Below are 25,667 nucleotides of genomic sequence, written 5' to 3'. Positions count from 1 at the left end.
TGGGATGTGGTGGTGTTATTCCAGGGTAAAACACCGGAGGATATCACTGATAGGGTCGCAGAAGGTTAACTGATAAGCCGTAAGATGCATGGGCACGCGGAAGTCTTCCTCCTCTTCTGGGAGGATAGTGGGGTAGGCCGGATCGCCTAGGATGGGAACGCCGGCTGCCCACATGTGGAGGCGTAGCTGGTGGGTGCGTCCTGTGTGTGGTTGAAGCGTATAGCGTGCCAGGGGCGTGGTGACGTCGTGAAGCTGTTGTAACTGTGCTGTTTCTTGTGCGCCTAGCTCGGTGACGTCGACAAGCAAACTCTCGGCGTTTGGGGGGCCTGGGACGATGTGTCCTTGCATGTCTCCTGGTGTCTTGATCATGTGGTCGCGCCAGAGGGTGTTGCCGGGTAGATCGTTCCTGAAGGGGGCGATTGCGTGGTAGGTTTTGGTTACTTTTTGCTCGGCAAAGAGGCTTTGATAAGCGCCGCGAACTTTACGATTCTTGGTGAAAACCAAAATGCCAGAGGTGAGTCGGTCCAGACGGTGCACGGGTGAGAGCTCGCCGTTGCCAGTCGCACGACGCATCTGCACGGTGGCGGTTTGCGTGATGTGCTTCCCCCGCGGCATGGTAGCCAGGAAGGGGGGCTTATTCACCACGAGGAGGTTCTCGTCCTCGTAGATGGTTTCACAGCTGTAGGGGACTGGCGTTTCTGGGGCGGGGGTGCGGTAGAACCAGATATCCTCGTTGGCTTTGAGCACCGTATCTGGGCTGGCGATGCGGAACTTAGGTCCAATGATGACCTGATCCTGCTGAAAGCGCGTGAGAAGCGCTTCAGGGGTGTCCTCGGGGTGGCGACGGCGTTGCGACGCTATAAGGTTCCATGCGAACTCGTAGGCGCTTATTCCGGCGTATTCTTCGGGTACCCTCACTCTGGTGGGGTTGAGGCCATCTTTTACCGGTAAAGGTGCTTGACCGCGGGGAACGTGTACTACCCTATCTTCCATGGACATTAATGCTATCTTGCTTCCAGTCATGGACTTCTTTAGCCAAGGTATTGGCCGAGTTATTGCGAACATTCTTCAGGCGATCTATTCCTTCTTCTACCCTGCGAACGCACCTGCAGCAACGCTTCCTGAAGGGAAGTAGGTATTTCCTAGCGATTGATCGCTATTGAGCGCCGTTTTCTATTGCGTTATTCCGCAGCTACCCTCAGACTAGTTACAACCAGTGGTATGTGGCGCCGTCGAGCGCTAACATGGAAAGTGTGATTGGCCACCTATGATGGTTGAATCGGCCTTGGTTGTGAGGCCACCGTGGATGCGGAGATTCCGTGTCGCCCCCGTGAAGAAAGGCTCAGGAAAATGACTGCCGAGAACATCGTCGTCGCAGTTGACGGCTCTGAAGCATCAAATAATGCGGTTCGCTGGGCGGCAAACACCGCAAACAAGCGTGGTGTTCCACTGCGCTTGGCCGCCAGCTACACCATGCCCCAGTTCCTCTACGCCGAGGGAATGGTTCCGCCACAGGAGCTTTTCGACGAGCTCCAGACGGAGACCATGGAGACCGTCGAGGCTGCTCGAACCATCGCTCATGAGGTGGCGCCAGACATCAAGATTGGTTACACCATTGCAGAGGGAAGCCCCATCGACATGCTCCTGGAGATGTCTAGTGACGTCACCATGATCGTGATGGGCTCTCGTGGCTTGGGCGGCCTGTCTGGCATGGTGATGGGATCCGTTTCCGCCGCTGTGGTGAGCCACGCCAAGTGCCCGGTGGTGGTGGTTCGTGAGGATAACCAGGTAACTGACACCAACAAGTACGGCCCTGTCGTGGTCGGTGTTGACGGTTCAGAGGTTTCCCAGCGTGCAACCGAATTCGCGTTTGAAGAGGCCCAGGCCCGAGGCGCAAAGCTTGTTGCTATCCACACGTGGATGGACATGCAGGTGCAGGCTTCTCTGGCAGGCTTGGCAGCAGCGCAGCAGGAATGGAATGTGATTGAGGATGAGCAGACGCAGCTTCTCCACGACCGCATTCAACCGTTGTTGGAACGCTTCCCAGACGTGGATGTGGACATGGTGATTACCAGGGACCGTCCGATTCGTGCATTGGAAGATTCTGCGAAGGATGCGCAGTTGCTGGTGGTTGGTTCTCACGGGCGCGGTGGTTTCCGCGGCATGCTGTTGGGATCCACTTCTCGTGCGCTACTCCAGTCGGCTCCGTGCCCGATGGTGGTAGTACGCCCGACTGATAACGGCTAATAAGCGTCTGACATAAAACCGGCCTCCGTGACGCGGGGCCGGTTTTTGCGTTCTTTTTGTGTTCTTGTTCACCAAAAAACGACCGTGATTGGGGGCTGCTCCGAGAAAAGCCTGGAAAATCCCTCAGATTAACTATTCTTTGTTCAATTGTTATCTTTAATGAATATATGCGGCTCGGTGTGGCAGTTTTTGGGTTACAAATCGGCAAACTGCGGGTGTGTACAAGGCTTTTGGGGCGGAGAAGGTCAACACAAACGTAGTTTTCGGCCTAGCGTGGTAGGTAGCAAGTGAGCACTGGACTTTTAGGACGTAAAGTCCGAAGACGGAGCTCGAATAGACATCATTGAAGGAGTCAACATGCTAGGTCTAGGAATTATCGGTTGGATCATTATTGGTGGTCTTGCTGGCTGGATTGCCTCCAAGATCAAGGGCACTGATGCTCAGCAAGGTATTGGCCTCAATATTCTCGTCGGTGTTGTCGGCGGTCTTCTTGGTGGCTGGCTCCTGAAGCTCTTTGGTGTAGATGTTGCCGGCGGTGGCCTCATCTTTAGCTTCCTTACCTGCTTGCTTGGTGCGGTGATTTTGCTCAGTATTGTTCAGATGGTCCGCAAGTAGCGGATCAACAAAATAAGGACGGACGAGGTTTCTCGTCCGTCCTTTTGCTATGGAATTAGTAATTTTCTTTCTTTTTCACCCATGCAATAGCCGCATATGTGATGGGTAGAACAAGGATTTCTACTGCCGTTTTCCAGAAGAATCCCACGAGAGTGTAGTTCGCGGTGTCTGCAAAGGTAGTGATGCCGATGACTGGCGCTGCGATGAGGCAGAAAATCAGCGTATCGCCGAATTCTCCAACGATGGTTGAGCCTATAAGGCGGACCCATAGAGATCGTTCTCCAGTGCGCTTTTTGATAGCCACGAGCACGTATGAGTTGAGGAGCTGTCCGACGAGATAACCTGCAAGCGAGGCTAAGACGATGCGTGGCACCAATCCTAGAGTGGCAGCGAAGGCTTCTTGGCCGGTGTAGAAGTCAGCCGAGGGGAGCCAGATCGCCACGTAGAAGGAGATGACGGCCACGAGCATGACAAAGAAACCGGTCCAGATGGCGCGTCGAGTAGCGCGGAAACCGTAGCACTCGGAAAGGACGTCGCCGATGACATAGGCGGCAGGGAAAAGGAAGAATGCGCCGTCGGTGATGATGGGGCCGAGGGCTACGCCTTTGGTGGCGTTGATGTTAGAGATGAGGAAGATAGCAACGAATAGCGTGAGCAGCAACGGATAATAGCTGCGTTGCACGGCGATGAAGCGTGCCGGTTTGGAAGGGTCTGGGTTGGTGACGGACGCAGCGGATTGATCGGCTGCGCCCTGCCCAGGGTTGAGGGGATCCGAAATAGTCATGGATCGTATCGTGCCATAACAGAGGCGGGAAATTATAGCCGGCTATTCCTTGTAGTCAGTTTCCCTGAGCTAAGTGGGTAGACTAGTCTGTACGTGTCTACTGGAATGGGCTGACAGTAGTTGCACGTAGTACCCTTTACATTCGTTGTTACTAGCTCCCATGGGAAGGAAGTGGCTCTTTTGGCCGAGGCGAAGAGTGCGAAAACTGCGGGGCGTCGCCGTAACCGTCCGAGTCCGAGACAACGCCTCTTAGAAAGCGCTACACGTCTTTTTACCACCGAGGGAATCCGGGTCATCGGCATCGACCGGATCCTCAGAGAAGCGGACGTGGCCAAAGCTAGCCTGTACTCACTTTTTGGTTCTAAAGACGCGCTGGTCATCGCATATATAGAGAACCTGGATGAACAATGGCGTGCGTCCTACTACGAACGCACAAAAAACATGGTCCAGCCCGAAGATAAAATTCTGGCCTTTTTTGATCAGTGCATCGAAGAAGAACCTCAGAAGCATTACAGGGGATCCCATTTCCAAAACGCTGCTAATGAGTATCCTCGCCCAGAAACGGATATGGAAAAAGGGATCGTGCTGGCGGTCAAAGAGCATCGCGACTGGTGTCTGACAACGCTCACCGATCTACTGACAGAGAAGAACGGTTATCCCGGAACCACCCAGGCACAGCAGCTGATGATTTTCCTTGACGGCGGTCTCGCTGGCGGGCGTTTGAATCATTCACTGGAATCACTCAAAACCGCCCGTGACCTAGCTGTGCAGCTCTTGTCTGCGCCCCCCGCCGATTACTCAATCTAGGCGGTTTCCTCAGTTTCCTCAGCAGATTTTTCAGCTGACTTCTTGGCGCGTGCGGCGGCCCGCTCAGCGCGTCTTTTCTCCGCTGCTTGCTTCCGCTCCTCGGCTCGCTCCTTGTCAATCTCCTCGCGAGCCACTTTTCGCTCTTGTGCGAGGGCCTTTCTACGGGCTTTTTCTTCCGCCTTAGCTACACGACGCTCCTCTTTAATCTCCGCGATCTCTGCCCGATAGAGAGAGAAACGCCAGGGCATGATGATCGCGGCAAGGCGCTTGCGTCGTAAAGCACGGGTGCGGGCTTTTTTCTCCCGGATGCGTTGGCGGCGCTGGTGGCGTCGATGAGCTTGAAAAGCCTGGTGCTCCTCGTCGAAAGGATATTTGATGCGCAGCACCAGATACATCAGCGCGTTTTGTATCAGCGTCCACAGGTTGTTAGCCACCCAATACATGCAAATAGCTGCGGGAATAGGGGACCTCAGCCCCAAACTGATTAGCGTCAGCGGGGTGAAAAAGATCATGATGATTAAGAAGCGGTTGAGCTGCACCGACAGACCCGAGTCGTGATCTACCGCGTAGTTATTGCGCACGACAGAAATGATCAGATTGATCACGGTAAACACGCATGCCGCGATGATGAGCGGAGTAACAAAAGCATGGACGGCATCGTATGTGGTGTTAAGCCGGGTAAATTGCTCGGCAGACATAGCGTTATATGCCGGAAGCGGCACATCAGAGACTCGTGAGTCCAGGAAAGCACTGACATCATCCGAGGAAAGCAGACCGATGGGGGCGTGCTTGTTCGCATCCAACCCCTCAACGGGCCGTGCCATACGCAGCAACACCTGGTAGAGGCCAAGGAAGACCGGAATTTGGATCAGTGCAGGGACACAGCCCGCTTTAACGCTGTACCCATACTCCTTGCGTAGATCCTTTTGTTTCTGCTGGAATTCGAGAATTGACTCCTTATCCGTCTTTTCCTCGTATTCTTCCTGCAGCCGCTTGAGTTTGGGACGCATGAGAATACTGGCACGACCGGATTTGAGCTGCATCCACGTAAACGGCGCTACGATGCCGCGCACCGTGATAACGAGGGCAAACAAGGACAAAGCCCATGCCAGTGAAGCTGACACGCCGAGCATGTTGGCCAAGAAGAGGTGCCAAAGCTTCATCACCCCAGATACTGGGTAGATAAATATCCCTATCACGATCGGTACTGTCTCCATTCCAACCTGCGTGCGCATAATGCGCATCGACGAGCTATGAATACACCGGTGCGGTAGCTCTGGTTACAAGCTCAGCGTAGTAAAAGAACAATAAAAAGAGTACGCGTAGTAGTGGAAGACGGGAAAAAGCGGGCTACACTACTTCTACCTATCTAGTATTTATCTGGATTAAAGAAGTTAAGGAAGCAATGACCAGTCCTACAGCCCCAGGTACTCCCGCTGGGGAAGAACCGCAACATAGACATGGAGTCGGTCGACACAGCGCGCCTGGGTCAACAGCCGGAAGCCATAAGAAGCGTTCACGCGTGACCTTCACCCAAATCCTGGGTGAGATTTTGCTGACCGCTGGCATCCTTTTCTTCCTCTTCGCGTTCTATGAGTCCTATTGGACCAATATTGCGTCTGGGAAGGCCCAGAATGAGGCTAATAACCAGCTGCAGAACCAGTGGGACAACGAGCGAGTGAACCCGCGTAAGAAGATCACCCCCGAGCTTGGTACGGCGTTTGCCCGGATGTACATACCGGCCTTTGGCTCGGACTTCCAATTTGCGATCGTTGAGGGAACCTCGGACACCGATCTAGAGGCCGGCCCTGGCCATTACCACGACACGCAGTTGCCGGGAGAGAAAGGCAATTTTGCTGTCGCGGGCCACCGGGTGGGCAAGGGCGCTCCCTTTAATGACTTAGGGAACTTACGCGCATGCGACGCAGTAGTCGTGGAAACCCAGAACGCATGGAATGTGTATCGGGTTCTCCCCATCGATTCCTTCGGCGAACAGCGTCGTGCTGAGGCTGAGCGCTGTTTGACTCCAGAGCAGATCGAGCGCGTTGCTCACGGTGATTATTCCAGCATCAGTGGTCGATACATCACCACCCCCGGTGACGTGAATACGATTAGCTCTCTTCCTGGGACAGACATCACCACAGCTGGAGACGAGATGGAGAGTGTGATGACGATGACCACCTGCCACCCACAGTTCTCTAACGCAGAACGCATGATCGTTCACGCAATGCTTACTGAGACGATCCCTAAGAACGGCTCCGGGGAGAAACCCGCTGCACTGGAGGAGAAGTAAATGTACGGATTATTTTGGCGCTGCTTACCTGGGCCTTGGCCGGTAAAAGTTCTTCTTGCCCTCGCCGTTGCTGTGGCGGTTTTCTTCTTCCTCATGGAGGTTGTTTTCCCCTGGGTATCCACCCTCATGCCTTATAACGACGTGGCAGTTTAAACATGTGAGTGAACGCTGCATAGCGCGAGAGGCTACCGAGTTAATCGGTAGCCTCTTTTTTCTCCTCGGTGTTTCTAAAGCGCCAATCTGGAGATGGCTTCCTTGGCAATCAATTCTGCTTTGAGAGACTGCGGCTGATTGCTAAAGACCACTACCGCCACGTTGCCCTTTTGCACCGCGTAGGTGGCGCCTTTCTCATTGCCGATGCGTCCGCCTGACCAACCCGCGGGTTCTTCGGCAGGCTCGGTGGTGTCGATCGGGGCGGCCCAATCGACGACTTTGATAGCGTCTTGTTCGGTGGCCATGTGCCGCACGATCACTGTGGCTTGGGGGTCCTCAGGATAAGACCAGAAAACGCAGGCGGGGGTATCAAAGCGAGAATCCACGCCTTGGGCAACCATGCGCTGTCCGTTGGTGTCTGCAACCCAATTGGAATCGAGATAAGGGCACTCTGTCCAGCCATTTTTTCCCTCGGGGATTTCCGGGAGGGCCTCTGCTGGGAGTCCCGAATCGGGGACAGGGGCCTCGTTAGCTCCCCCGGTTGCAGAGGCGGAAGCGGCGCCAGATGACGAAGTTGTGCTGTTTCCACATCCGGCTGCCGTCAGTGCCACTGCAATAAGAGCTACAGGCAGTAAGGTACGTCTCATGCGACTAAGCCTAGATCCTCACGACCCTAAGAGTGCACGTCTCCGCCGCGAGAGAGGGCACCATGGCGATGAAAAATTTGCGGGGGACGCACTATCGAAGCTTTTCGACGTCGCAGGCGGGGATCACATGGACGTTCGCTTAGAAGATCACGTGGGGCAGCCTGGTGCAGCGCTGTACTACCGGGCGATGAACATTTTGACTACGGTTTTGTTGATCGTCTCCGTGGGCGGGGTTGTACGATTAGACATTCGATCAGCGATGATTGCGGTCGTGCTCAGCGCCTTTTTTGCGCTTATTTACTCGCTCATTGTGCTTCGCCAGTACACCAAGTTATGGCAGATCCTGATTTTTCTTGGGGCGTTGACCCTGGTGTGGGTGCTCATGCTTCCCATCGTGCCGGTGTCTGTGTACATGGTGTTTCCGTTGTTTTTCTTATACCTGCGCGTATTGCCGGACATACGGGGGATTATTGCGGTTGTGGGAGCAACCCTCATAGCGATCTTTAGCCAGATGCCAGACCTGACTTTAGGTGCGGTTATGGGGCCGCTGGTGTCCGCTCTTGTGGTGATTGCGATTCACTTTGCTTTTGAGGCGATCTGGAAAGGTGCGCGGGAGCGTGATTTATTGATCCGAGAGCTTATTTCTACGCGTTCGCAGCTGGCGGAGACGGAGCGCGCGGCAGGCGTGGCTGCCGAGCGACAGCGCATTGCCCATGAAATTCACGATACGTTGGCGCAAGGACTATCGAGCATTCAGATGCTGCTGCGGGTGTCAGAGCAAGATATTAAAAACTCCAGTATGAGCGAGGAGGAACAAGCTGTTCCCTTGAAGCGGATGGAGCTAGCTCGCACCACCGCGGCAGATAATCTGAGTGAGGCACGCGCGATGATCGCTGCACTGCAACCGGCGGCGTTGAGTAAAACCTCCTTGGAAGGCGCTTTGCATCGCGTCGCTGAGCAGATTGTTTCGCCGGAGATTTCTATTCTGGTGGAAGGGGTAGAACGGCAGTTGCCCATGCGCACAGAGGCCGCGTTGTTGCGTATTGGTCAGGGGGCGTTGGGTAACGTCGCAAAGCATTCTCAGGCGGAGAGATGCCAAGTGACGCTCACGTACGCGGATGATGAAGTACGCCTGGACGTTGTGGACAACGGGCAAGGATTCGATCCCGAACACGTGGCTAACCGCCCGGCCGGGCTAGGGCACATTGGAATTAATGCGATGAGGCAGCGCGCAGAGGAACAGGGTGGAACTCTGGAAGTGGAATCTGCGCCGGGCGATGGCACCGCCGTATCTGTGGCACTTCCCATACGCGCGGACTCATAACCCGTAAAGTACTGCGGCTTGCTTATAGATGGGGTAAAGCGGCAGGTGACACGATATAGAATTAGCTACAAGGGTGGGCTAAGTTAGTTGTGTGTCTGCCCCGCCAGCGCGTGGCGTAGCAGGAAAAAGAAAGGCGTGATCATCACATGATTCGAGTTTTGCTTGCCGACGACCACGAAATCGTTCGACTTGGCCTGCGCGCAGTCCTGGAAAGCGCGGACGATATCGAGGTTATCGGGGAGGTAGCCACCGCAGAAGGCGCTATAGCAGCAGCCCAAGCGGGGGGAATCGATGTGATCCTCATGGACCTACGCTTTGGGCCAGGGGTGGAAGGCACACGCCTGACCAATGGTGCTGATGCGACCGCTGAGATTAAGCGCACCATGGAAAAATCCCCTCACGTGTTGGTTGTGACCAACTATGACACCGATGCAGACATCTTGGGGGCTATCGAAGCAGGAGCACTCGGTTATTTGCTGAAGGATGCTCCGCCGGAAGAGCTGCTTGCTGCTGTTCGTTCTGCGGCAGAAGGAGACTCCACGCTTTCCCCCACGGTGGCCAACCGGCTGATGACCCGCGTGCGCACCCCGCGTACCTCACTGACTCCGCGTGAGCTAGAGGTCTTGAAATTGGTTGCTGGGGGTTCTTCCAATCGAGATATTGGTCGTGTCCTATTGCTCTCTGAGGCGACAGTCAAGAGCCACCTTGTTCATATCTATGACAAGTTGGGTGTTCGCTCGCGTACCTCGGCTGTTGCTATCGCCCGTGAACAGGGCGTTTTATAGCGCCAAAGAGTAACACGCGCCTTCCCTGCTTAGAGGTAAGGCGCGTGTTGTAGTCGCTTATCGCTTGTGTGCCTGCACGAATGCGTCGATGATCTCTTGTGGGATCTTGCCGCGTGCCGCAACATCTAGTTTTTTAGACTTAGCCCATTGACGCACATCCTTGGGGTCGTGTCCCACGGGGGTGCGTTGGCCTATAGCTTTGGTGGCCTTGTCCATGTACGGGCGGATTGCCTCGCGGAATTTTTCTGCGTTTTCCTCTGAGAGATCGATGATGAAGTCTTCCCCATCAAAGCTGAAAGAAATGACGTGAACCTCGGACTCATCGAGTGGACGGTTATCTAGGTCATCAAAGAACTGGGTGATTTCTCGGCGTGCCACGTTAGTGCCCCTTTACTATTAATCGCTAAGTGTGCTTAACCATCTGCAGGTAAGCGTTTGTAACAAAGAGACAGTTGCCATCATTGCTAAATTCAAACTCAAAGGCATACAAGTAACAAAGAATGTACTTTGGGATGAACTAATTCAATATGGTATATCCCAAAAGCCGTAATTACTATCTGCACTTTTCTAATAAAAGCTTATTTTTGTTAGAGCTTCCCGGTTGAGTTTGATTTCTATTTATTTAATCCTTTGGAATTCTGCTAGTTATTTTCATTATTAATGCACTGTGGTGTGCATGTGAATGCAATAGTCTTTGTGGGGCTTTGCGTAATATTTAAAATTTTCCACAGTGAGAGTTTTAATTTACTTACTTCATATAGTGGGAAGTGGCAATATAAAAATTATGGAATTTAGCGTCTTTCCTAGGAGATTCGGGCGATAGAGCGATGAAAAAATGAGCCAAATCACTGATTTGGCTCATTGAGACTCCCCGCGTCGATGCAAAGTAACGAGGAGTTAGTGAGGGATTTTAGCCCTCAATCTTGTTTTGAATTTGGCGTCCGAGTTGGTCCAGATCCTTATGGATGCTGCGGTGACTACGCTGACGCAGCTCTGGAGTCATGAACTCTGCGTTATCGACGGCAAAGTCGAGGTCCTGAAGACGCTGTTCAACGTCGGTAACAAAGCCCTTGGGCAGGGAAGAGAGTTTGACGGAGCTACGCATTCCCGCGATACGTGCCTTAATTTCTGCACCGTGTCCGCTGAAACGGCCTAGATCGTCTGCGCTGACTCCCAGCTTCATCGCACGACGCTTGGCGGCCTCTTCTTTTGCCATTGTGATGCCTCGGTAAATGAGGGGGAGCGCAACTGGGATGACTGCTCGGGCTGCTCCCGCATAACGCAGCACGTTGTTCTTGTTAAATTTACCGGCCTTGAGCTGCTCGAGAGTGTTCTTAGCCATTTTCTCGTCGTGCTTACGCTTGGCCTTGAGGCCTTTCTTCTCTTCCTTCAGCAGTTTCTTTTCCTGCCGGGCAAGGAACTTATCGCGTTTGTACTCGAGTTTGGCGGCTTCCTTGGCTTCCTGGCGTGCGCGAACCTTAGCGGCCTTGATCTCTGCCTTGGTTTTGGCGCGTGCCTTACGGATAGATTCAAACAATCCCATGGTTGTTTCCTTCACTCGTGCGTATGCTCGTCTCTCGATTCTAAGGGGATCGGTGGGAGGCGGGAGACGATACCTCGCTTACGTAGCGGCATGTCCGGTGATCCGCACCAGAACCCAGTCAAATTCCACAGTACCCGTACTCGTGCAATAGGCTGGTGTACTTGTGAACACCGATATATGCCTGCAGCCTTCTGACTTGGTGGGCTGCCGCTACCGGCTCGTGCAAGCTAGCCGGCACCCAGGTGTATCGCCAACGCACAATTCCCAGCTCAGGTACGAGCGTCGTGTGCAAGCAAAGGAAGAGGCGCGCGCCTTTTTCCCCACGGCCCCGAGCATGGGGGATCCCCGGAATTTCCTGCGTATTGATATCCCCCCCGCAAGGGAGGGACGACGCGGATGCCGTCGATGCGGATCCAGACGCGCCGTGGTTTGCCACATTGGAGGCTCTTGCTGCGCAGGCCACCATCATTACTAATCCCGTCCTCCTGGGGAAAGACAACGGGCGGGCGTGGCGAGTGCGCCTGGATGCGCTCGTGCGTAGGCCCGAGGGAACCTATATGCCTGTTCTTGTCTCTAACCACCGGATGGCCAGGCCGCATCCTCAGAAAACAATCAAGGTCATGGCCACGGCGCGTCTGGGCTTGGGAACTCCCTACTCCGCCCACTTTAAGCTCAAACACCATGCCTCAGATTCCTATTCCTATGCTTTGGGTTTGGCGGCACGCGCGCTTGATCGCCTCGGAGTGGAGAGCAGTCGCGCCGGGCTGATTGGGCAGGACCGTGAACTGGTTTTCCTTTTGAACACGGACTTCTTTCAGCAGGGCCTTGATGTTGCTCTCGTTGTTCCGAACCCGGATCACGCTCGTCGCGTGAAAGAATGCGCGAGCTGTAGGTATTGGGAGTTCTGCGAGCAAGAGCTTAAAGCTTCCGATGACCTCAGCCTTTTCCTTTCTGGTGATCGCGGTGATTCCTATCGGGAACGCGGAATTACTACTGTGAATGGGCTTGCCGACGCCAACCTAGGGGCACCCTCGCAGCTCGCGCGGGCATGGCGGGATGGGGTGGACATAGTCCGGAAGTCGCCCGAGGTAACTTTCCCGCGTTTTGATGTAGAGATCGACATTGATGTGGAGGCGTACCTGGACCAGGGGCCTACCTGTGGGGTACATACGATGGCGAAGAGTATCGACCCTTTGTTACGTGGGAAGGGCTTGGCGGAGAGGCTGAGGCGCAGGCCTTTGCACGGATGTGGGCGTGGCTCAAGCAGCGTCGTGAAGCTGCAATTGCAGCTGGTAAAACCGTAGGCGTGTTTTGCTATTCCTCGCACGGGGAAAATCACTGGCTCAGGTTCTCCGCGCGTCGCTTCCACGGGCGCTATGAGGGAGTTCCTAGCGAAGCCGAGGTCTCTGCGTTTATTGCTTCCGGCGAATGGCAGGATGTTTTTGTCGCGGTCAAGAAGCAGTTGGCTGGCCCCAAAGGGCTAGGACTCAAAGTGGTCGCCCCAGCAGCGGGGTTCCATTGGGATGCCGACGACGTCGATGGCGAGACAAGCGTGCATCTTTATCGGGAAGCCACGGGAGACGTTGCCGGGGTCGATCTTGAGGCCGCTCAGGCTACCCTCCTGAGCTACAACGGCGACGATTGCCGTGCCACAGCTGCCGTACGCCGCTGGTTGGCTGAGGGCGCACCGGGTGTTCCTGCACTGGAAGATTGCTAATAGAATTTGCCTTGAATTTGGTGCCCTGAATACTGTTGCTGCTGTGAGTAAACAAACGCCCAGTTCCGGCCCACAATTAGCGGCAACCCTCGCCAGAGTGTCGGCGCGGCGCTCGACCTGGGCGACGTCGATAGTGCTTAGCGTTATTATCCTAGGCCTGTGGCTGATCAGTAAAGACATCCTGTTTTTCCGAGCCATCCCTCAAAACTTTGATGCGTACTTCCGGTACCACATCGACTTCGACGTATATCGCGAAGGCGCCAAGGCCTTCCTCGCTGGCGATAACCTCTACACCCGCGGTTACTCAGTTGGTGGCGTCTCCCTGCCATTCACATATCCGCCCTTTGCGGCACTCGTATTCGTGCCCTTTACGCTGCTCAGCGTCAATTTTGGTGCCACGATTTTATGCTTAACGTCTGCACTTGCGCTGTGGTGGTGCGTGGTTCTGGCAACGCGCAGCGTTATGCCCGAGTGGGGCAAGGCATCAGTGTACGGCTTTGCCGCAGTGATTCTGAGCATCGCACTTCTCATGGAACCCGTCAGAGACACCATTGGGTTTGCGCAGTTCAATGTGCTTCTTATGCTGCTCGTTATCATCGATGTTCTTGCCCGTCGCACGGTACTCCCACGCGGCAGCCTGGTAGGAATCGCGGCTGCTATCAAACTGACACCTGCGGTCTTTGGCCTGTACTTCCTGGTGAAAAAGGACTACAAAGCCGCAGCTTGGAGTGTTGCCTCTGGTATCGGTGTCACCCTCCTCACGTGGCTGATCGCACCGCAGACCTCCACAACCTACTGGTTTGAGACCCTGAGCGACCCAGGCCGGATCGGAGACCTCACCTGGCCAAGTAACCAATCCTTCCGGGGCGTGATCGCCCGCTTCTTTGGCCAGGAATCGCACACCGGCTTGTGGGCTTTAGCAAGCCTCCTCGTTTTTGCGGTACTCGCATGGTTGATGTGGGCCTTGTTGCGCCGCGATCATACGGCCGCAGCGCTCTGTGTCAATTCCCTATTGGCGCTTCTGTGCTCCCCAGTATCATGGTCGCATCACTGGGTGTGGGTTGTCGTAGCTGTTGCCGTGGCTATTGTGGTGGCCGCCCGCAGCTGGGGAGCGTCTGCCGCTGCTTACCCATTGATGGCTGGCAGTGTTTGGGCTGTTGTTATCACCGTCTGCAGTGGACACTGGCTGCTGCCGCGTTACGACGGCGCACCTATGCGCTGGAACCTCGCCCAACACCTATTCGGTGATTCCTACGTGCTTATGGCGATCCTCGTGCTCGTGGCTATGAGCGTTTGGTTTATCAAGCCATGGGGAATGACCGCCGGAAAAGCGCTAGGGAACGTCACATATGCGGTGGCTGTGGGATGGGCTGTGGTGAGCGCGTACGTGCTTTTTACGTCGTATCCTTTTTAGTGAGGGTGTGTGCGTACGCGTCTTGTCACTACGCTATTTTTGGCAAGCCTTGCGAAGCTCCTGCGCCGTCGTAGCAACTCTTAGGTAGTCGGTGCTATCGGGGTTTACGGAGGATTTGACCAGCGTTCCTGGGGGTGAAACTGCCAAAATCTGCAGAATGAAGTTGTACTGGAGGGACGTAAGGATCGGCAGTAAACGGGAGGGAATCTTTCCAGCTGCGCTTAACGCAGACGTCGATGAGGAGATAGACATCGCGAGACTGGGCACTATTTAATGCATCGCGAAGTTGGGGGAGTGGGACGTTAAATCTTCCGCTTTTGGGTTCCTCAAAGATCACCTCGTCTAGGGACTGGGATTCTTCAGCTGCATTCAAATCTGATGATTGTATGCTTAGCACGGAAGAGCCGCAGGTTTGTACAGCAAGAGAGACCTCCCCGTCAGGTTCTTGAACTATAGCGGCGGAGCCTACCTGTTTGATGTTTATGAGGTTCCCACACGCGGTCAGCACTGGGAGGTTTCCAATGCACAGTAATGCTAGGGATACGCGAGTACTGCGGGAGGTCGTGTTCATGAGTCTCTTTCGGCGGTAGTGAACTCAAAGCGTGAGTTTATGGAAAGTTAGTTATTTTCCACTTTTCTGCCTGCTTCGTATACGAAATCTGCGTACCCTAGGCATGCTTTTCTAGTTATCGCATGCGTAATACCTGGGGATACATACGTGTCTGAAATTCGGATCGCAATGAACGACTCGGTAGTCGTAGTTTGTGCCACGATAGCAGTCATTTCGATGGGCTCATGTATGTGGGGGTGGCCCGTATCGTTCACACAGCTGGAGATTCACACCGCCTTGTGGGCTTTAGCAAGCCTCCTCGTTTTTGCGGTACTCGCATGGTTGATGTGGGTCTTGCTGCACCGCGCTACGACGGTGCACCTATGCGCTGGAACCTTGCCCAACACCTATTCGGTGACTCCTACGTGCTTTTTACGTCGTATTCTTTTTAGCGGGGTGTGTTTGGGCTGCAGGATATTTGATTGCTGTTTGTTTCATCTTATTGATTATGAGGTCATGCGGGTTCGACCCAAGTTCGTGCGCGAGAAGATACGCATAAGAGAGAACATCGGCTAATTCATCGCGCACAGCATTGATGTGACCTCATCATCCCACTGGAAACATTCCAAGAGTTCACCAGCCTCAATAGCTACTGATTTAGCCAGGTTGGCTGGACGGTGGAACTGCGCCCAGTTTCGTTCCTCACGGAAAGACAATAAGGCTCGTAATGTTTCATCCTGAGTAGACATGAATCAATTATCGCTTAGGTAGCGCATGAGAGGTGCCATATGAGCTGTTGACTTTTGCAGAAACATAGAGACCATGAATCCCGCGTGTGAGTAAAACATTCAACTCGTTACGGATTAGTTGGGCGCCTAAATCAATTTTTTCTTTGTTCAACGTGGTGCGTTTGTTAGTGGCATTTTTATTTGCGCTCTTAGAAGGACCAAAACGAATCTTTCCATCTCTGTAAATCACAGAAGGACCAAGGATAACCCCAGCGTAGTTGAGGTCGAATCCTTGAATAGTGAACGTGAGCCTATTTCATCGACTGTGTAGTCACGTTCAGCCCATGCCTGATGCGAGTATCTACGTTTCTGCGAAGGCGTAAGGCTTCGATTCGTCTCTAAGTTCCAAGGGATGGAGAAATCACCGATGGTTACATTCCACGTAGGGGAGCCATCGGTGGGTGCGGTACTGGAGTATTTCCAGTCAAAAGTCGCGATAAGACGTGATAGTCCTTGTTCTACTGAAGACGCTTTAGCCTTGACCTCAGTGTGCAAGGCGGTAGGAGAATCAAAAATCTTGATCTCGTAATTTTTAGAATCGCGGTTGTTTTCATTTAGTGAAATATCGCCGATGATACCGTCGTCGATGATGCTGCGGATCCAAGATACTGTTCCTGCATCCGCATCGATGCGCATTTGGTTTTTGAGATGGATGGTTTTTAGTCGTGCGTTTCTCTAATTCTTCGATAGCATGGTTTTCCCAATACTGATTGGTTTGTAGAATTTGTTTTTCGTCAAAGATTGCCACAACCACCCGGGCTCTTTCGAGGATGTCGAGTAGTTGATTTTTTCCTCGGTAAGATTGTTTTCCCTGAGTCCACAAAAGGTGAGCTTCGTCGATCAAGACGACGTCGATGTCGCTAGCTTTTTCCGGTGAATTGTTGTTGATGAACGTTGTAGGCCGACTAATACGTTTATCCCCACGTGGGACAATCATTAGTTTTTGTGCAATTTGCTGGTAAACAGTGAGCTGTTCGATGTGGTTAACCAATAAAAAGGCATTCCAAGGTTGGTAGTCCATGGGGTCGATAAAAGCATCACCAGGGTCTGAAGCAGAGGTCTTTCCCTGCGTTAGTTCATAGAAAAGGCTGTTGAGAAGTACAGTTTTCCCCGACCCAGCTTCGCCGTGAATTCTAATAAGTTGTCCGGTGGCATCAGAACGTAGAGCATCTTCGATAACGTGGAGAACTTCTTTTTTCGCCTCAATCTGCTCGCGAGTTAGTTTATGAAATGGTGAAGCTTTAAACAGTGCAGAATCTTTGATGACCTTTTCTGTGGGGAAAAAGACACTATCATGCGTCCGAAGGCCTTTCCATATTTTGGTGAAGACCTGATCAAAGTGTTCCTGGGTGTAGTACTTATTTTGTTGGTTGCCTCGGCTGTTAAGCACTGTACTTACAGTGTCCATTGACAACATGTAGTGAATTAGTCGATGTTCAATATCTAAGGTTAAAGACTTATTAAATAAAGGATGACCAACTACGTACATTTCTGCGGTGTTTGAATCAGCGAAATGCTGCCAATCGGGACGTTTTTGAAGTCCTTTTTTGACATGTTGGAGTGTACGGCGATGAATATCGGTGGTTTCCCCAACATAAACGCTGTAGGAGCTTGGTTTAGCACTAGAATTCGTAGATTTGTCGTGAATTATGTAGACAGTTGGGTAATCCAAGAGAAAAGTCGCGCGTGCAGCACCTGCAGGGGTGTCTTGATTCCGGAGGTTATTAATAAAAAGCGTCAGTTCGTCCTCGGCGTAAGGGACCTTTGCGATCTCAGGTTTTTGCATTCTCACCTAGGTCTCCTTAGCCACTGATGCAACAGTTAGTGCTTTTAGTGCACGGGAATATTTATCTATCGTAACAATTCTCCCACCTGCCCTTCTCCTCAGCGGCGGGGATGCTTCAGACCGCGAAGCGTCGTAAAGCAACTGCTATGCCTAAAAGTGCTAAGGTCCACAGGCTGAGCCAACCGATAAACCCATGCCAACTCAGTGAATCAAAAGCGTATCCGGACATCCATCCCACGACGGACGATCCAACGTAATAGCTGAGTAGATACATGCTTGCACCCGCAGCTCGGTGCGATGTGGCTATTAATCCCACCCAGCCGGATGCGATGGAATGGATGAGGAAGAACGCTGCTGTGAAGACGAACAATCCTATAAGCGTGAGCGCGAGGAAATCCCAGAGCATGAGGATCAGACCCAGAAGCATGGCAAGGGCACCGTACATCATTCCCTGACCGCGTCGTCTGGTCCATGCTCCTGCGCGAGCGGAACTCCACGTCCCCGCCAGATACATGAGGAATACAACGCCCACCAAGGCCTCGGAAAACCTGAATGTGTGGATCATGCGGAATCCGATGTAGTTATACACCGACACGGAAACGCCGAGGCTGATAAAAGCAGTGGCGAATAAAAGCGCCAGGGATGGCGTGGCCCAGTGGATGAGCATCGCTGAGCTTTCGTTTTTAATGCTCAACGTTCGTGGTTGGAATCGGCGCTGTTTGGGCAGCATGATTGCCATGGTTATCGCCATGGTGAAAGCGCATAGGGTTGTAGCAAACAAGGCCCATTGCCATGTGGTGACTTCAAGGAAAAGTGCGGGGATCAGCCTGCCTGAGAGGCCTCCTACTGTGTTGCCTGCGATATAAATTCCCATGGCCTTGGCTAGGTCTTCGGGATGAATCTCTTCGCTGAGCCAAGTCATTGCCACTGCTGGGACTCCGGCAATGAAAACGCCCTGGAGCGCGCGGAGGACAATAAGAACCCACATAGAGGACGCTAGTGGAAGACACAAGCCCAGCGTGGTGGCTAAAAGTGCAGAGATGACGAGAACCCGGCTACGCCCGAACCGTTCCGAGAGGATGGAAGCAGGAACTATACAGATCGCTAGGGCCCCTGTTGTTGCAGAGATGGTGAGTGCTGCTGTTGTGGGATTGACATCAAAGCTTGTCACAAGCCTGGGGAGGATAGCTTGTGTGCAATACAAGGCATTGAAGGTAGCAAGGCCTGCAGCTAGGGAGGCGACTACGGCGCGTCGGTAATCAGTGCTACCTTGACGCAGCCCTTCCGGTCCGGATGCTTGCGATGGCTCTGACAAAGGCATACATCTATGGTTGCTCACCTCTGAATATGTGTAAAATGAAAAAATAAGCAGAATTCATGCATTATGTACATGATTTGAACGGTGAGGTCTCTGTGAACATAAATAGTGAGGATCTTCGCAGCTTCATTGCCGTTGCAGACATGGGTCATGTGAGCGCGGTGGCTGATTCGCTTGGGATGTCGCAACCCACCCTTTCACGCAGGATCGCCCGCGTAGAACGAGCTTTTGGTGGCACGCTTTTTGAACGCAATGGCAGGGGTATTGAACTCAATATGCGAGGCCGCGTGGTTTTGCTGCACGCGCGCCGGGCGGATCAAGAACTTGTGAATGCGCGTAAAGAGGTGCAGAGATTGCTGGATCCGGAGCATGGTACGGTGCGCCTCGATTTCATGCATTCCTTGGGTACCTGGATGGTGCCAGATTTTCTTCGCGCCTACCGGGCGGAACACCCGCACGTGGACTTTCAGCTGCACCAAGGTGCAGCGCAGGACCTCACGAGCCGCGTACTTTCCGGAGAATCTGATCTTGCCCTTATAGCCCCACGCCCTAAGCTTTTCGACGCTCCCTCTGGTTGGGCACCTCTCTTTTCGCAGCGCTTGGCTCTCGCAATCCCGCTCGACCATCCACTCGCAAGGAAGAACTCACCCATCAGGCTGGAGGAAGCTCGCGATGTTCCCTTTGTGGGAATGCTGCCGGGATTTGGTACTCGTATGCTTCTCGACGACCTCGCCCACCGTGCCGGTTTTACGCCACGGTTAGTTTTTGAGTCGATGGAGCTTACTACGGTGATAGGCCTGGTTGGGGCGGGATTGGGAGTTGGTCTGGTGCCTCTAGACGACCCCTACCTGGTGCCCAAGAATGTGGTGTTGCGTCCCCTCACTCCGGTGGCCAAGCGGGAGCTTGGCATGGTGTGGCGGAAAGAATCGCAGCCAGCGCCTGCGGTCGAGCAATTCCGCACGTTTATCCTCGACCGCAGTCCCGCGCTTGTGGCTAGCGCTTACGCGGGTTTGTCTTAACTAGTTCCACAAAGGTGTCAAGGTAGCGCTGGATGAACGCGCGGGTGTCTTCGTTGGAGATGGCGCCGTTGTCGTCGATAAGCGTATTGGACTGGCCGATGAATGCCTCTGGCTGGCCGGTGAGCGGCATTGCAAAGTATGAAAGCGCGAGGCGGAGGTTCTTGTGAGAGCTGTAGCCGCCCATGCGTCCGACCGAATGGCTAATGATTCCACCTGGTAGGCCCGTCCAGGCAACGTCGCTATTGGGCTTGGATCCGACGTCAATGGCGTTTTTGAGGCAGGCGGGGATCGTGCGATTGTTTTCTGCGGTGACAAAGAGGACTGCGTCGGAGGCTTTGAGCTCTTCCCGGAAGATTGTGTAGGTCTCTGGCAGGGGCTTGGAAGCCATGGCTGGGTCGTCGTAGTCGGCATCATAGAGCGGTAGATCACGGATTTCTAGGATGCTGGAATCCCAGTCGCTGGGGAGCATCTCGATGGCGTTGAGTGCGATCTTGCGGGCAAAAGAGCCTTCGCGGAGGCTGCCGACGAGGACGCTGACCTTGGTTGATGCGGTAGACATGTTGGTATAAAATCTCCCGGATAGAAAAACTAAAAATAATACTTGCAGCGAGTCTATGCGCGTAGTATCTTCAAGTTCAAGCCATTGAATAATAGTGTTCCATTGACTTAGTTCTTTCCACTCTTTTCATGTTCCGCCAAGCAGATTGAGGAGGCTCGTAGCGCTCAAAGTTGTCTGGTCTATTCCTTAGTTGAGATATGCCTAGCACCTAGGCGAGCGGTGTGGCTCATGCCTAGGTGCTAGGCATCGCGACGGCGATGTTGTATACCGTCTTCACGTTTTTGTGCTGGCAGAAGCGTGAAGACGGTTGCCTGTGCATTGCTGCACTGGTGGGTTACTTAGTTGCGGCCTCGTAACGTGCTGCAACATCCTCCCAGTTGAAGACGTTCCATACTGCCTTAACGTAGTCAGCCTTGACGTTCTTGTACTGCAGATAGAAAGCGTGCTCCCACATGTCGAGCATGAGCAGTGGGGTGAGGTTAGCGGAGATGTTGCCCTGCTGGTCGGTAAGCTGCTCGATGACTAGGCGCTCGCCAACGTGGTCGTAGCCAAGCACTGCCCAGCCGGAGCCCTGCAGGCCGAGAGCTGCTGCGGAGAAGTGCTCCTTGAACTTGTCAAAGGAACCGAATTCAGCGCTGATTGCCTCTGCGAGTGCGCCGGTTGGCTCGCCGCCACCATTCGGGGAGAGGTTCTTCCAGAAGATGGAGTGGTTGGTGTGGCCGCCGAGGTTAAAGGCGAGGTCCTTGGTAAGGGCGGTAACGGCGACGCCGATGTAGCCGTTACCGCGGGCGTCGGCAAGCTTCTCCAGGGCTGTGTTAGCACCGTTTACGTAGTTTGCGTGGTGCTTGGAGTGATGTAGCTCCATGATCTCGGCAGCGATGTGAGGCTCGAGAGCATCGTAAGCGTAATCAAGTTCGGGCAGTTCATACTTAGCCATTGCCGTGGTCCTTTCGTTGAGGTGAGCGCCACGCGCACTTCGAGGTGTGATCGGACCAAAGAAACTTGGTCATGCGCGTGAGACGACTTGACCCCATGATAGGACAAACCTGGATTATCGCAACGTTAATCTATTGAAATTCCAATAAGTTTGCCACGGGTGAACACCGCGGGTGTGCGGATAGGGTGCGAGTGGGGTGTGGCTAGGAGGCGTGGAAGCCTGGCCAAAAACTTCATGGTGGGAAATAAAACAATCCGACTCGGGGTTGTGCACCGTATAAATAAATAACCGCACAGTCAGGAAGGATGCCGTTCAAGGCGGCATGGTCTGCGCGGTGTGCATGCATGTAACGGCGTACATACAGAAGGAATGGAGAAGAAGATGGGTTGGTTGTTTGGTTCCGCACCGAAGATGGTTGCTGATAACGAGGCGCTCAAGGGTGGATCGCAGCCAGTGCTGTCGCACCCGCGCCCGCATGCGGTATTGCGCACCCCCATTACTGGCCCGTGGAAAGAGGGGCAAGAAGTACTTTATGTGGGCATTGGCTGCTACTGGGGCGCGGAGAAAATGTTCTGGGAGACCGCAGGGGTTGAGTCCACGTCTGTAGGCTTTGCCGGCGGCATTACCCCGAACCCCACCTACCGTGAGGTGTGCAGCGGGCGCACCAACCACACCGAGATCGTGGAAATTGTTTATGATCCAGCCGTAGTGAGCTTTGACGAGCTCGTGGTCAAAGCAATGGAAGCACACGACCCCACGCAGGGTTATCGCCAGGGGAATGACGTGGGAACGCAGTATCGGTCTGCTATCTATACAGCTGGGCCCAACGCTACCGCACAGGCCGCGCGTGCCCGGGAGATTGCAGAGCATTACGCCCGCAAGCTTGCCGACGCCGGACACGGGCGCATCACCACAGAGATTCTCCCGCTTGCAGACACTCCCGCCGGCACGTACTACAGGGCTGAAGACGAGCATCAGCAGTATCTGTACAAAAATCCGGCAGGCTATTGCCCGCATCATTCCACGGGTCTTGCCTGTGGGATTCCCGGCGCTTAAATCCTGAGTTTCGCTTTGCCGCCACCCCGATAATGAATGACGTCGGGGTGGCTTTTGCTGTGGAGGCGTTGGATCTGGAGGGGCGTCGAGAAGCTTGTTAGGGTAGGGGCTGCAAAGCTCGATGAAAATGGGTGAAAACGGAACCCGAACGGAATTCAATAGTGTGAAATAAGTATCACATCGGGCATGATCCCACAATATCGGGCATAATTGGCAATGGAAGGCTAGAGAAACTCACAAGATTCGCCTCTGGCGGGGGCGCTAAGGAAGGTAGCCATGAAGGATATCGTCGGAAACAAGGTCGTGCTCATCGGTGCAGGTGATGTGGGAGTCGCCTATGCGTATGCGTTGGTTAACCAGGGAACCGTCGATCATCTGGCCATTATTGATATTGATGAAAAGAAGCTCGAAGGCAACGTCATGGACCTCAACCATGGTGTTGTGTGGGCTTCCTCTCGCACCAGGGTTACCAAGGGCACCTATGCGGACTGCGAAGATGCGGCCATGGTCGTGATCTGCGCGGGGGCTGCGCAGAAGCCCGGTGAAACCCGCCTGCAGCTCGTGGACAAGAACATGAAGATCATGAAGTCCATCGTCGACGAGATCATGGCCAATAACTTCGATGGCATCCTTCTTGTGGCATCTAACCCCGTGGACATCCTTGCTTATGCTGCGTGGAAGTATTCGGGGCTGGATTGGCATCGCGTGATCGGCTCGGGCACGGTCCTCGACTCCGCACGCTTCCGCTACATGCTTGGTGAGCGCTATGAAGTCGCACCCAGCTCGATCCACGCGTATATCATCGGCGAGCACGGCGATACAGAGCTTCCGGTTCTTTCTTCGGCCACCGTTGCGGGTGTATCCATGCGCCGCCAGCTGGAGAAAAACCCCGGTTTGGATGCCGAACTAGAGAAGATCTTCGAGGAAACCCGCGACGCCGCTTACGCCATTATCGACGCCAAAGGCTCCACCTCTTATGGCATTGGCATGGGGCTCGCCCGTATTACGCGCGCAGTAATCCATAACCAGGAGGTTGCGTTGCCTGTGTCGGCTCTCCTACAGGGCGAATATGGGCAGGAGAATATCTATATTGGCACGCCGGCTGTGATTAATCGTGGTGGTATCAACCGAGTGGTGGAGCTTGAGCTCACTGACCATGAGATGGAGCGATTCACTCACTCAGCAGATACCTTGCGTGACATTCAGGGGCAGTTCTTCCCGGCTTAAGCTGATCAGCTTTGGGAGCTAAAAACCTGCATTTCCATAGACAATCATGCGGTGTGGGCATGATTGCGGGCGCAATGTCTATGGAAATGCAGGTTTAGTGCGTGTTTGGCTGAGTTCGCCGCAGCTTTCGCCGCGCCGAACAGGCTAGCTGATTCGGTCGAGAATGACCGAGGTGCGTGTGGCCGGGGCCTCGTCGCCGATCTTTACGCCGGGTTCGAGAGATTCTAGGGCGCGGTCGAAGCGATCTTCATCATCGGTGTGGAGGGTGAAGAGTTTTTGGCCCTTTGTTACCTTCTCGCCGAGTCCTGCATGAATCTCGATGCCAGCGCCGAGCTGGACTGGGTCTTCCTTGCGGGCGCGTCCTGCACCAAGTCGCCAGCTGGCTACACCTAGTGCGAGGGCATCCATTTCCGTGAGGTAGCCGTTGCGGTCGGCGGTGATCTCGTGGGTGTGGCGTGCGGTGGGGAGGGCAGCGTCGGGGTCGCCGCCCTGTGCACGGATCATCTTCTTCCAGGAATCCATCGCGCGGCCGTCGGCAAGCGCTTCATGCACGTCGGGGTCGTGGATACCGGCGAGCTCAAGCATTTCTGTTGCAAGGGCGCAGGTGAGCTCTATGACGTCGGAAGGTCCGCCACCTGCGAGGACTTCTACGGACTCGCGAACTTCCAGGGCGTTGCCGATGGTGCGGCCTAGCGGGACGGACATGTCGGTGAGGAGTGCGACCATGTTGGTTCCGGCGTCGCGTCCGAGGTCAACCATGGTTCGGGCGAGCTCGCGGGCCTGGTCAAGTTCCTTCATAAAGGCACCGGAACCGACTTTGACGTCGAGGACAAGGTTTGCGGTTCCTTCGGCGATCTTTTTACTCATGATGGAGCTGGCGATCAGTGGGATGCAGTCGACGGTAGCGGTGATGTCGCGCAGTGCATAGATCTTCTTGTCTGCAGGTGCTAAGCCTGCTCCCGCGGCGCATACGACGCAGCCGGGGTCTTCCAGGATCTTCATCATGCGGGCGTTATCTATGTCGGCTTCCCAGCCGGGGATGGTTTCTAGCTTGTCTAGGGTTCCGCCGGTGTGCCCTAGTCCTCTGCCCGAGAGCTGCGGCACGGCAACGCCGTAGCTGGCAACGAGTGGCGCGAGGGGGAGGGTGATTTTATCGCCAACGCCGCCGGTGGAGTGCTTGTCTGTGGTGGGGCGGGAAAGGCTGGCAAAGCTCATGGTCTCGCCGGAGTCGATCATGGCTTGGGTCCACTGGACGATTTCTTCTCGATCCATACCGTTGAGGAATATTGCCATGTTGAGGGCGGCCATTTGGTCGTCGCCGACGATACCGCGAGTGTAGGCATCGATGATCCAGTCGATTTGCCCCTTGCTCAGCTTTCCTTTATCCCGCTTTGTGCGGATGACGTCTACGGCGTCGAACTTCTCGGCCACGGTAATCACCTTCCATTGGAGCTGTTAAGGCTTAGGAAGTGTTAGATGGCAACTCGGCTAGAGTACCCCCAGAGTACTCACATTATGCTGTGGAACACTTCTCTTAACCTATTGTGCGATTTGACATTCTTGATTATCATCACTGGTAGCACGAATGTCAAGGGTTAAAAGCACAAATGTAAAAGGATGTGGTGACATGACCACCGAGGCTACAACCACTGGTCAGACCGCCTGCGCGACCTCGGGAACCGGTGCAACGTGGACCGACGACAAGCTCCTTGCGGAAGCCCGAATTGCTGCCCAACGTTCCTACTCGCCGTATTCACATTTTCCGGTCGGCGCGGCACTTTTGCTTGACGACGGCCGCCTCATCCACGGATGCAACTTTGAAAACGCATCCTATGGATTAACCATTTGTGCTGAGCGTAACGGAATTGGTGGCGCAATTGTAGGGGGACAGCCGCGCTCGGGCGATGAAGTTCCATTCCGCATTGAGGCGGTGGCCATCGTCGGTAAAGCCGGGGAGCCGTGCTGGCCCTGTGGCGCGTGCCGCCAGGTTCTCCGCGAGTTCAATTGTCAGCGCGTCATCGTGGAAGACGGTGACAATTCCCTCAGCGTTGACTTTGCCACAATTCTTCCGCATTCCTTCGGCCCAGAATCTCTATAA

The 25,667-nt window shown here is 54.1% G+C and carries 25 protein-coding genes and 3 pseudogenes; 15 read left to right on the top strand and 13 right to left on the bottom strand.

Annotated elements, in window-relative coordinates; all coding sequences use genetic code 11:
- Positions 1-15: 15 nt before the first annotated feature.
- Positions 16-999: a pseudouridine synthase gene (locus CBE74_RS23980; RefSeq protein ID WP_087454728.1), complete on the bottom strand. Its 984-nt coding sequence runs from the start codon at positions 997-999 to the stop codon at positions 16-18.
- Between CBE74_RS23980 and CBE74_RS23975 the strand changes: the two genes are divergently transcribed.
- The 3 genes from CBE74_RS23975 to CBE74_RS23965 all read left to right on the top strand — a co-directional run bounded on the left by CBE74_RS23975 (position 992) and on the right by CBE74_RS23965 (position 2,862).
- Positions 992-1,135 (top strand): hypothetical protein, encoded by a 144-nt coding sequence (locus CBE74_RS23975; RefSeq protein ID WP_166741048.1) that lies wholly within the window; start codon positions 992-994, stop codon positions 1,133-1,135. The two genes, CBE74_RS23980 and CBE74_RS23975, sit on opposite strands and share 8 nt — an antisense overlap.
- A gap of 215 nt (positions 1,136-1,350) precedes the next feature.
- Positions 1,351-2,247, top strand: a complete 897-nt coding sequence (locus CBE74_RS23970; protein ID WP_087454727.1) for a universal stress protein — start codon at positions 1,351-1,353, stop codon at positions 2,245-2,247.
- 357 nt (positions 2,248-2,604) lie between these two features.
- Positions 2,605-2,862, top strand: a complete 258-nt coding sequence (locus tag CBE74_RS23965; protein WP_013912590.1) for a GlsB/YeaQ/YmgE family stress response membrane protein — start codon at positions 2,605-2,607, stop codon at positions 2,860-2,862.
- Positions 2,863-2,917: 55 nt separating this feature from the next.
- Here CBE74_RS23965 and CBE74_RS23960 read toward each other — a convergent pair whose 3' ends face one another.
- Positions 2,918-3,646: a queuosine precursor transporter gene (locus CBE74_RS23960; RefSeq protein ID WP_087454726.1), complete on the bottom strand. Its 729-nt coding sequence runs from the start codon at positions 3,644-3,646 to the stop codon at positions 2,918-2,920.
- Positions 3,647-3,826: 180 nt separating this feature from the next.
- On the opposite strand from CBE74_RS23960, the gene CBE74_RS23955 reads away from it, so the two are divergent.
- A complete protein-coding gene (locus CBE74_RS23955; RefSeq protein ID WP_087454953.1) occupies positions 3,827-4,453 on the top strand; it encodes a TetR/AcrR family transcriptional regulator in 627 nt (208 codons plus the stop codon).
- Here CBE74_RS23955 and yidC read toward each other — a convergent pair.
- Positions 4,450-5,697, bottom strand: a complete 1,248-nt coding sequence (yidC, locus tag CBE74_RS23950; protein ID WP_087454725.1) for a membrane protein insertase YidC — start codon at positions 5,695-5,697, stop codon at positions 4,450-4,452. The genes CBE74_RS23955 and yidC overlap by 4 nt on opposite strands.
- Before the next feature lie 161 nt (positions 5,698-5,858).
- On the opposite strand from yidC, the gene CBE74_RS23945 reads away from it, so the two are divergent.
- Positions 5,859-6,746 carry a class E sortase gene (locus CBE74_RS23945; protein ID WP_087454724.1) on the top strand — a complete coding sequence of 296 codons (888 nt, stop codon included), beginning with the start codon at positions 5,859-5,861 and terminating at the stop codon, positions 6,744-6,746.
- The gene (locus tag CBE74_RS23940) at positions 6,747-6,899 is read left to right on the top strand and encodes a hypothetical protein (RefSeq protein WP_087454723.1); all 153 of its coding nucleotides are present in this window, start codon (positions 6,747-6,749) and stop codon (positions 6,897-6,899) included.
- Positions 6,900-6,973: 74 nt separating this feature from the next.
- Here the strand turns inward: CBE74_RS23940 and CBE74_RS23935 are convergent, their stop codons facing one another.
- A complete protein-coding gene (locus CBE74_RS23935; protein WP_087454722.1) occupies positions 6,974-7,546 on the bottom strand; it encodes a DUF2020 domain-containing protein in 573 nt (190 codons plus the stop codon).
- On the opposite strand from CBE74_RS23935, the gene CBE74_RS23930 reads away from it, so the two are divergent.
- A complete protein-coding gene (locus CBE74_RS23930) occupies positions 7,545-8,870 on the top strand; it encodes a sensor histidine kinase (RefSeq protein ID WP_087454721.1) in 1,326 nt (441 codons plus the stop codon). The genes CBE74_RS23935 and CBE74_RS23930 overlap by 2 nt on opposite strands.
- A 146-nt stretch (positions 8,871-9,016) precedes the next feature.
- The gene (locus CBE74_RS23925) at positions 9,017-9,655 is read left to right on the top strand and encodes a response regulator (RefSeq protein WP_013242864.1); all 639 of its coding nucleotides are present in this window, start codon (positions 9,017-9,019) and stop codon (positions 9,653-9,655) included.
- A gap of 57 nt (positions 9,656-9,712) precedes the next feature.
- Here CBE74_RS23925 and CBE74_RS23920 read toward each other — a convergent pair whose 3' ends face one another.
- Positions 9,713-10,033 (bottom strand): histone-like nucleoid-structuring protein Lsr2, encoded by a 321-nt coding sequence (locus tag CBE74_RS23920; protein WP_087454720.1) that lies wholly within the window; start codon positions 10,031-10,033, stop codon positions 9,713-9,715.
- Between the two features lie 532 nt (positions 10,034-10,565).
- On the bottom strand, positions 10,566-11,198 hold the full coding sequence (locus tag CBE74_RS23915; protein ID WP_014836927.1) for a DUF6474 family protein: 633 nt from the start codon (positions 11,196-11,198) through the stop codon (positions 10,566-10,568).
- A gap of 163 nt (positions 11,199-11,361) precedes the next feature.
- Here CBE74_RS23915 and CBE74_RS23910 point away from each other — a divergent pair.
- A pseudogene (locus CBE74_RS23910) lies at positions 11,362-12,915 on the top strand (TM0106 family RecB-like putative nuclease).
- A 43-nt stretch (positions 12,916-12,958) separates the two neighbouring features.
- Positions 12,959-14,329 (top strand): glycosyltransferase 87 family protein, encoded by a 1,371-nt coding sequence (locus tag CBE74_RS23905; RefSeq protein ID WP_087454952.1) that lies wholly within the window; start codon positions 12,959-12,961, stop codon positions 14,327-14,329.
- Between the two features lie 94 nt (positions 14,330-14,423).
- On the opposite strand, the gene CBE74_RS23900 is transcribed toward CBE74_RS23905, so the two are convergent.
- A complete protein-coding gene (locus tag CBE74_RS23900) occupies positions 14,424-14,900 on the bottom strand; it encodes a hypothetical protein (RefSeq protein ID WP_225870168.1) in 477 nt (158 codons plus the stop codon).
- A gap of 230 nt (positions 14,901-15,130) precedes the next feature.
- Here CBE74_RS23900 and CBE74_RS23895 point away from each other — a divergent pair, with 230 nt between their 5' ends.
- Positions 15,131-15,331: a hypothetical protein gene (locus tag CBE74_RS23895; protein ID WP_263121318.1), complete on the top strand. Its 201-nt coding sequence runs from the start codon at positions 15,131-15,133 to the stop codon at positions 15,329-15,331.
- On the opposite strand, the pseudogene CBE74_RS23890 reads toward CBE74_RS23895, so the two are convergent.
- The 3 genes and pseudogenes from CBE74_RS23890 to CBE74_RS23880 form a co-directional block, all read right to left on the bottom strand.
- Positions 15,312-15,628 (bottom strand): annotated as a pseudogene (locus CBE74_RS23890) (nucleotide pyrophosphohydrolase). The gene CBE74_RS23895 and the pseudogene CBE74_RS23890 overlap by 20 nt on opposite strands.
- A 7-nt stretch (positions 15,629-15,635) precedes the next feature.
- Positions 15,636-17,075, bottom strand: a pseudogene (locus tag CBE74_RS23885) (DUF2075 domain-containing protein).
- Positions 17,076-17,568: 493 nt separating this feature from the next.
- Positions 17,569-18,774, bottom strand: a complete 1,206-nt coding sequence (locus CBE74_RS23880; protein WP_087454719.1) for an MFS transporter — start codon at positions 18,772-18,774, stop codon at positions 17,569-17,571.
- Between the two features lie 56 nt (positions 18,775-18,830).
- Here CBE74_RS23880 and CBE74_RS23875 point away from each other — a divergent pair, with 56 nt between their 5' ends.
- A complete protein-coding gene (locus tag CBE74_RS23875) occupies positions 18,831-19,790 on the top strand; it encodes a LysR family transcriptional regulator (RefSeq protein WP_171487375.1) in 960 nt (319 codons plus the stop codon).
- Here the strand turns inward: CBE74_RS23875 and CBE74_RS23870 are convergent.
- Both CBE74_RS23870 and CBE74_RS23865 read right to left on the bottom strand, forming a co-directional pair.
- On the bottom strand, positions 19,765-20,349 hold the full coding sequence (locus tag CBE74_RS23870) for an NADPH-dependent FMN reductase (RefSeq protein WP_087454718.1): 585 nt from the start codon (positions 20,347-20,349) through the stop codon (positions 19,765-19,767). The two genes, CBE74_RS23875 and CBE74_RS23870, sit on opposite strands and share 26 nt — an antisense overlap.
- A 334-nt stretch (positions 20,350-20,683) precedes the next feature.
- Positions 20,684-21,286, bottom strand: coding sequence for a superoxide dismutase (locus CBE74_RS23865; RefSeq protein ID WP_087454717.1), 603 nt, complete (start codon positions 21,284-21,286; stop codon positions 20,684-20,686).
- Between the two features lie 381 nt (positions 21,287-21,667).
- Here CBE74_RS23865 and msrA point away from each other — a divergent pair, with 381 nt between their 5' ends.
- Complete coding sequence (gene msrA, locus CBE74_RS23860) at positions 21,668-22,342, top strand: peptide-methionine (S)-S-oxide reductase MsrA (protein ID WP_087454716.1); 675 nt, start codon at positions 21,668-21,670, stop codon at positions 22,340-22,342.
- 276 nt (positions 22,343-22,618) lie between these two features.
- Positions 22,619-23,569 (top strand): L-lactate dehydrogenase, encoded by a 951-nt coding sequence (locus CBE74_RS23855; protein WP_087454715.1) that lies wholly within the window; start codon positions 22,619-22,621, stop codon positions 23,567-23,569.
- Positions 23,570-23,713: 144 nt separating this feature from the next.
- Here CBE74_RS23855 and CBE74_RS23850 read toward each other — a convergent pair whose 3' ends face one another.
- Positions 23,714-25,000: a thymidine phosphorylase gene (locus CBE74_RS23850; protein WP_171483279.1), complete on the bottom strand. Its 1,287-nt coding sequence runs from the start codon at positions 24,998-25,000 to the stop codon at positions 23,714-23,716.
- Between the two features lie 196 nt (positions 25,001-25,196).
- Between CBE74_RS23850 and CBE74_RS23845 the strand changes: the two genes are divergently transcribed.
- Entirely contained in the window at positions 25,197-25,667 is a 471-nt protein-coding gene (locus tag CBE74_RS23845) for a cytidine deaminase (RefSeq protein ID WP_087454714.1), read from the top strand.

It is taken from the genome of Corynebacterium silvaticum (assembly GCF_002162115.2).
Taxonomy (GTDB): Bacteria; Actinomycetota; Actinomycetes; order Mycobacteriales; family Mycobacteriaceae; genus Corynebacterium; species Corynebacterium silvaticum.
The sequence above is the reverse complement of the archived record's forward strand: the minus strand, read 5'-3'. Positions and strand labels throughout refer to the sequence as shown.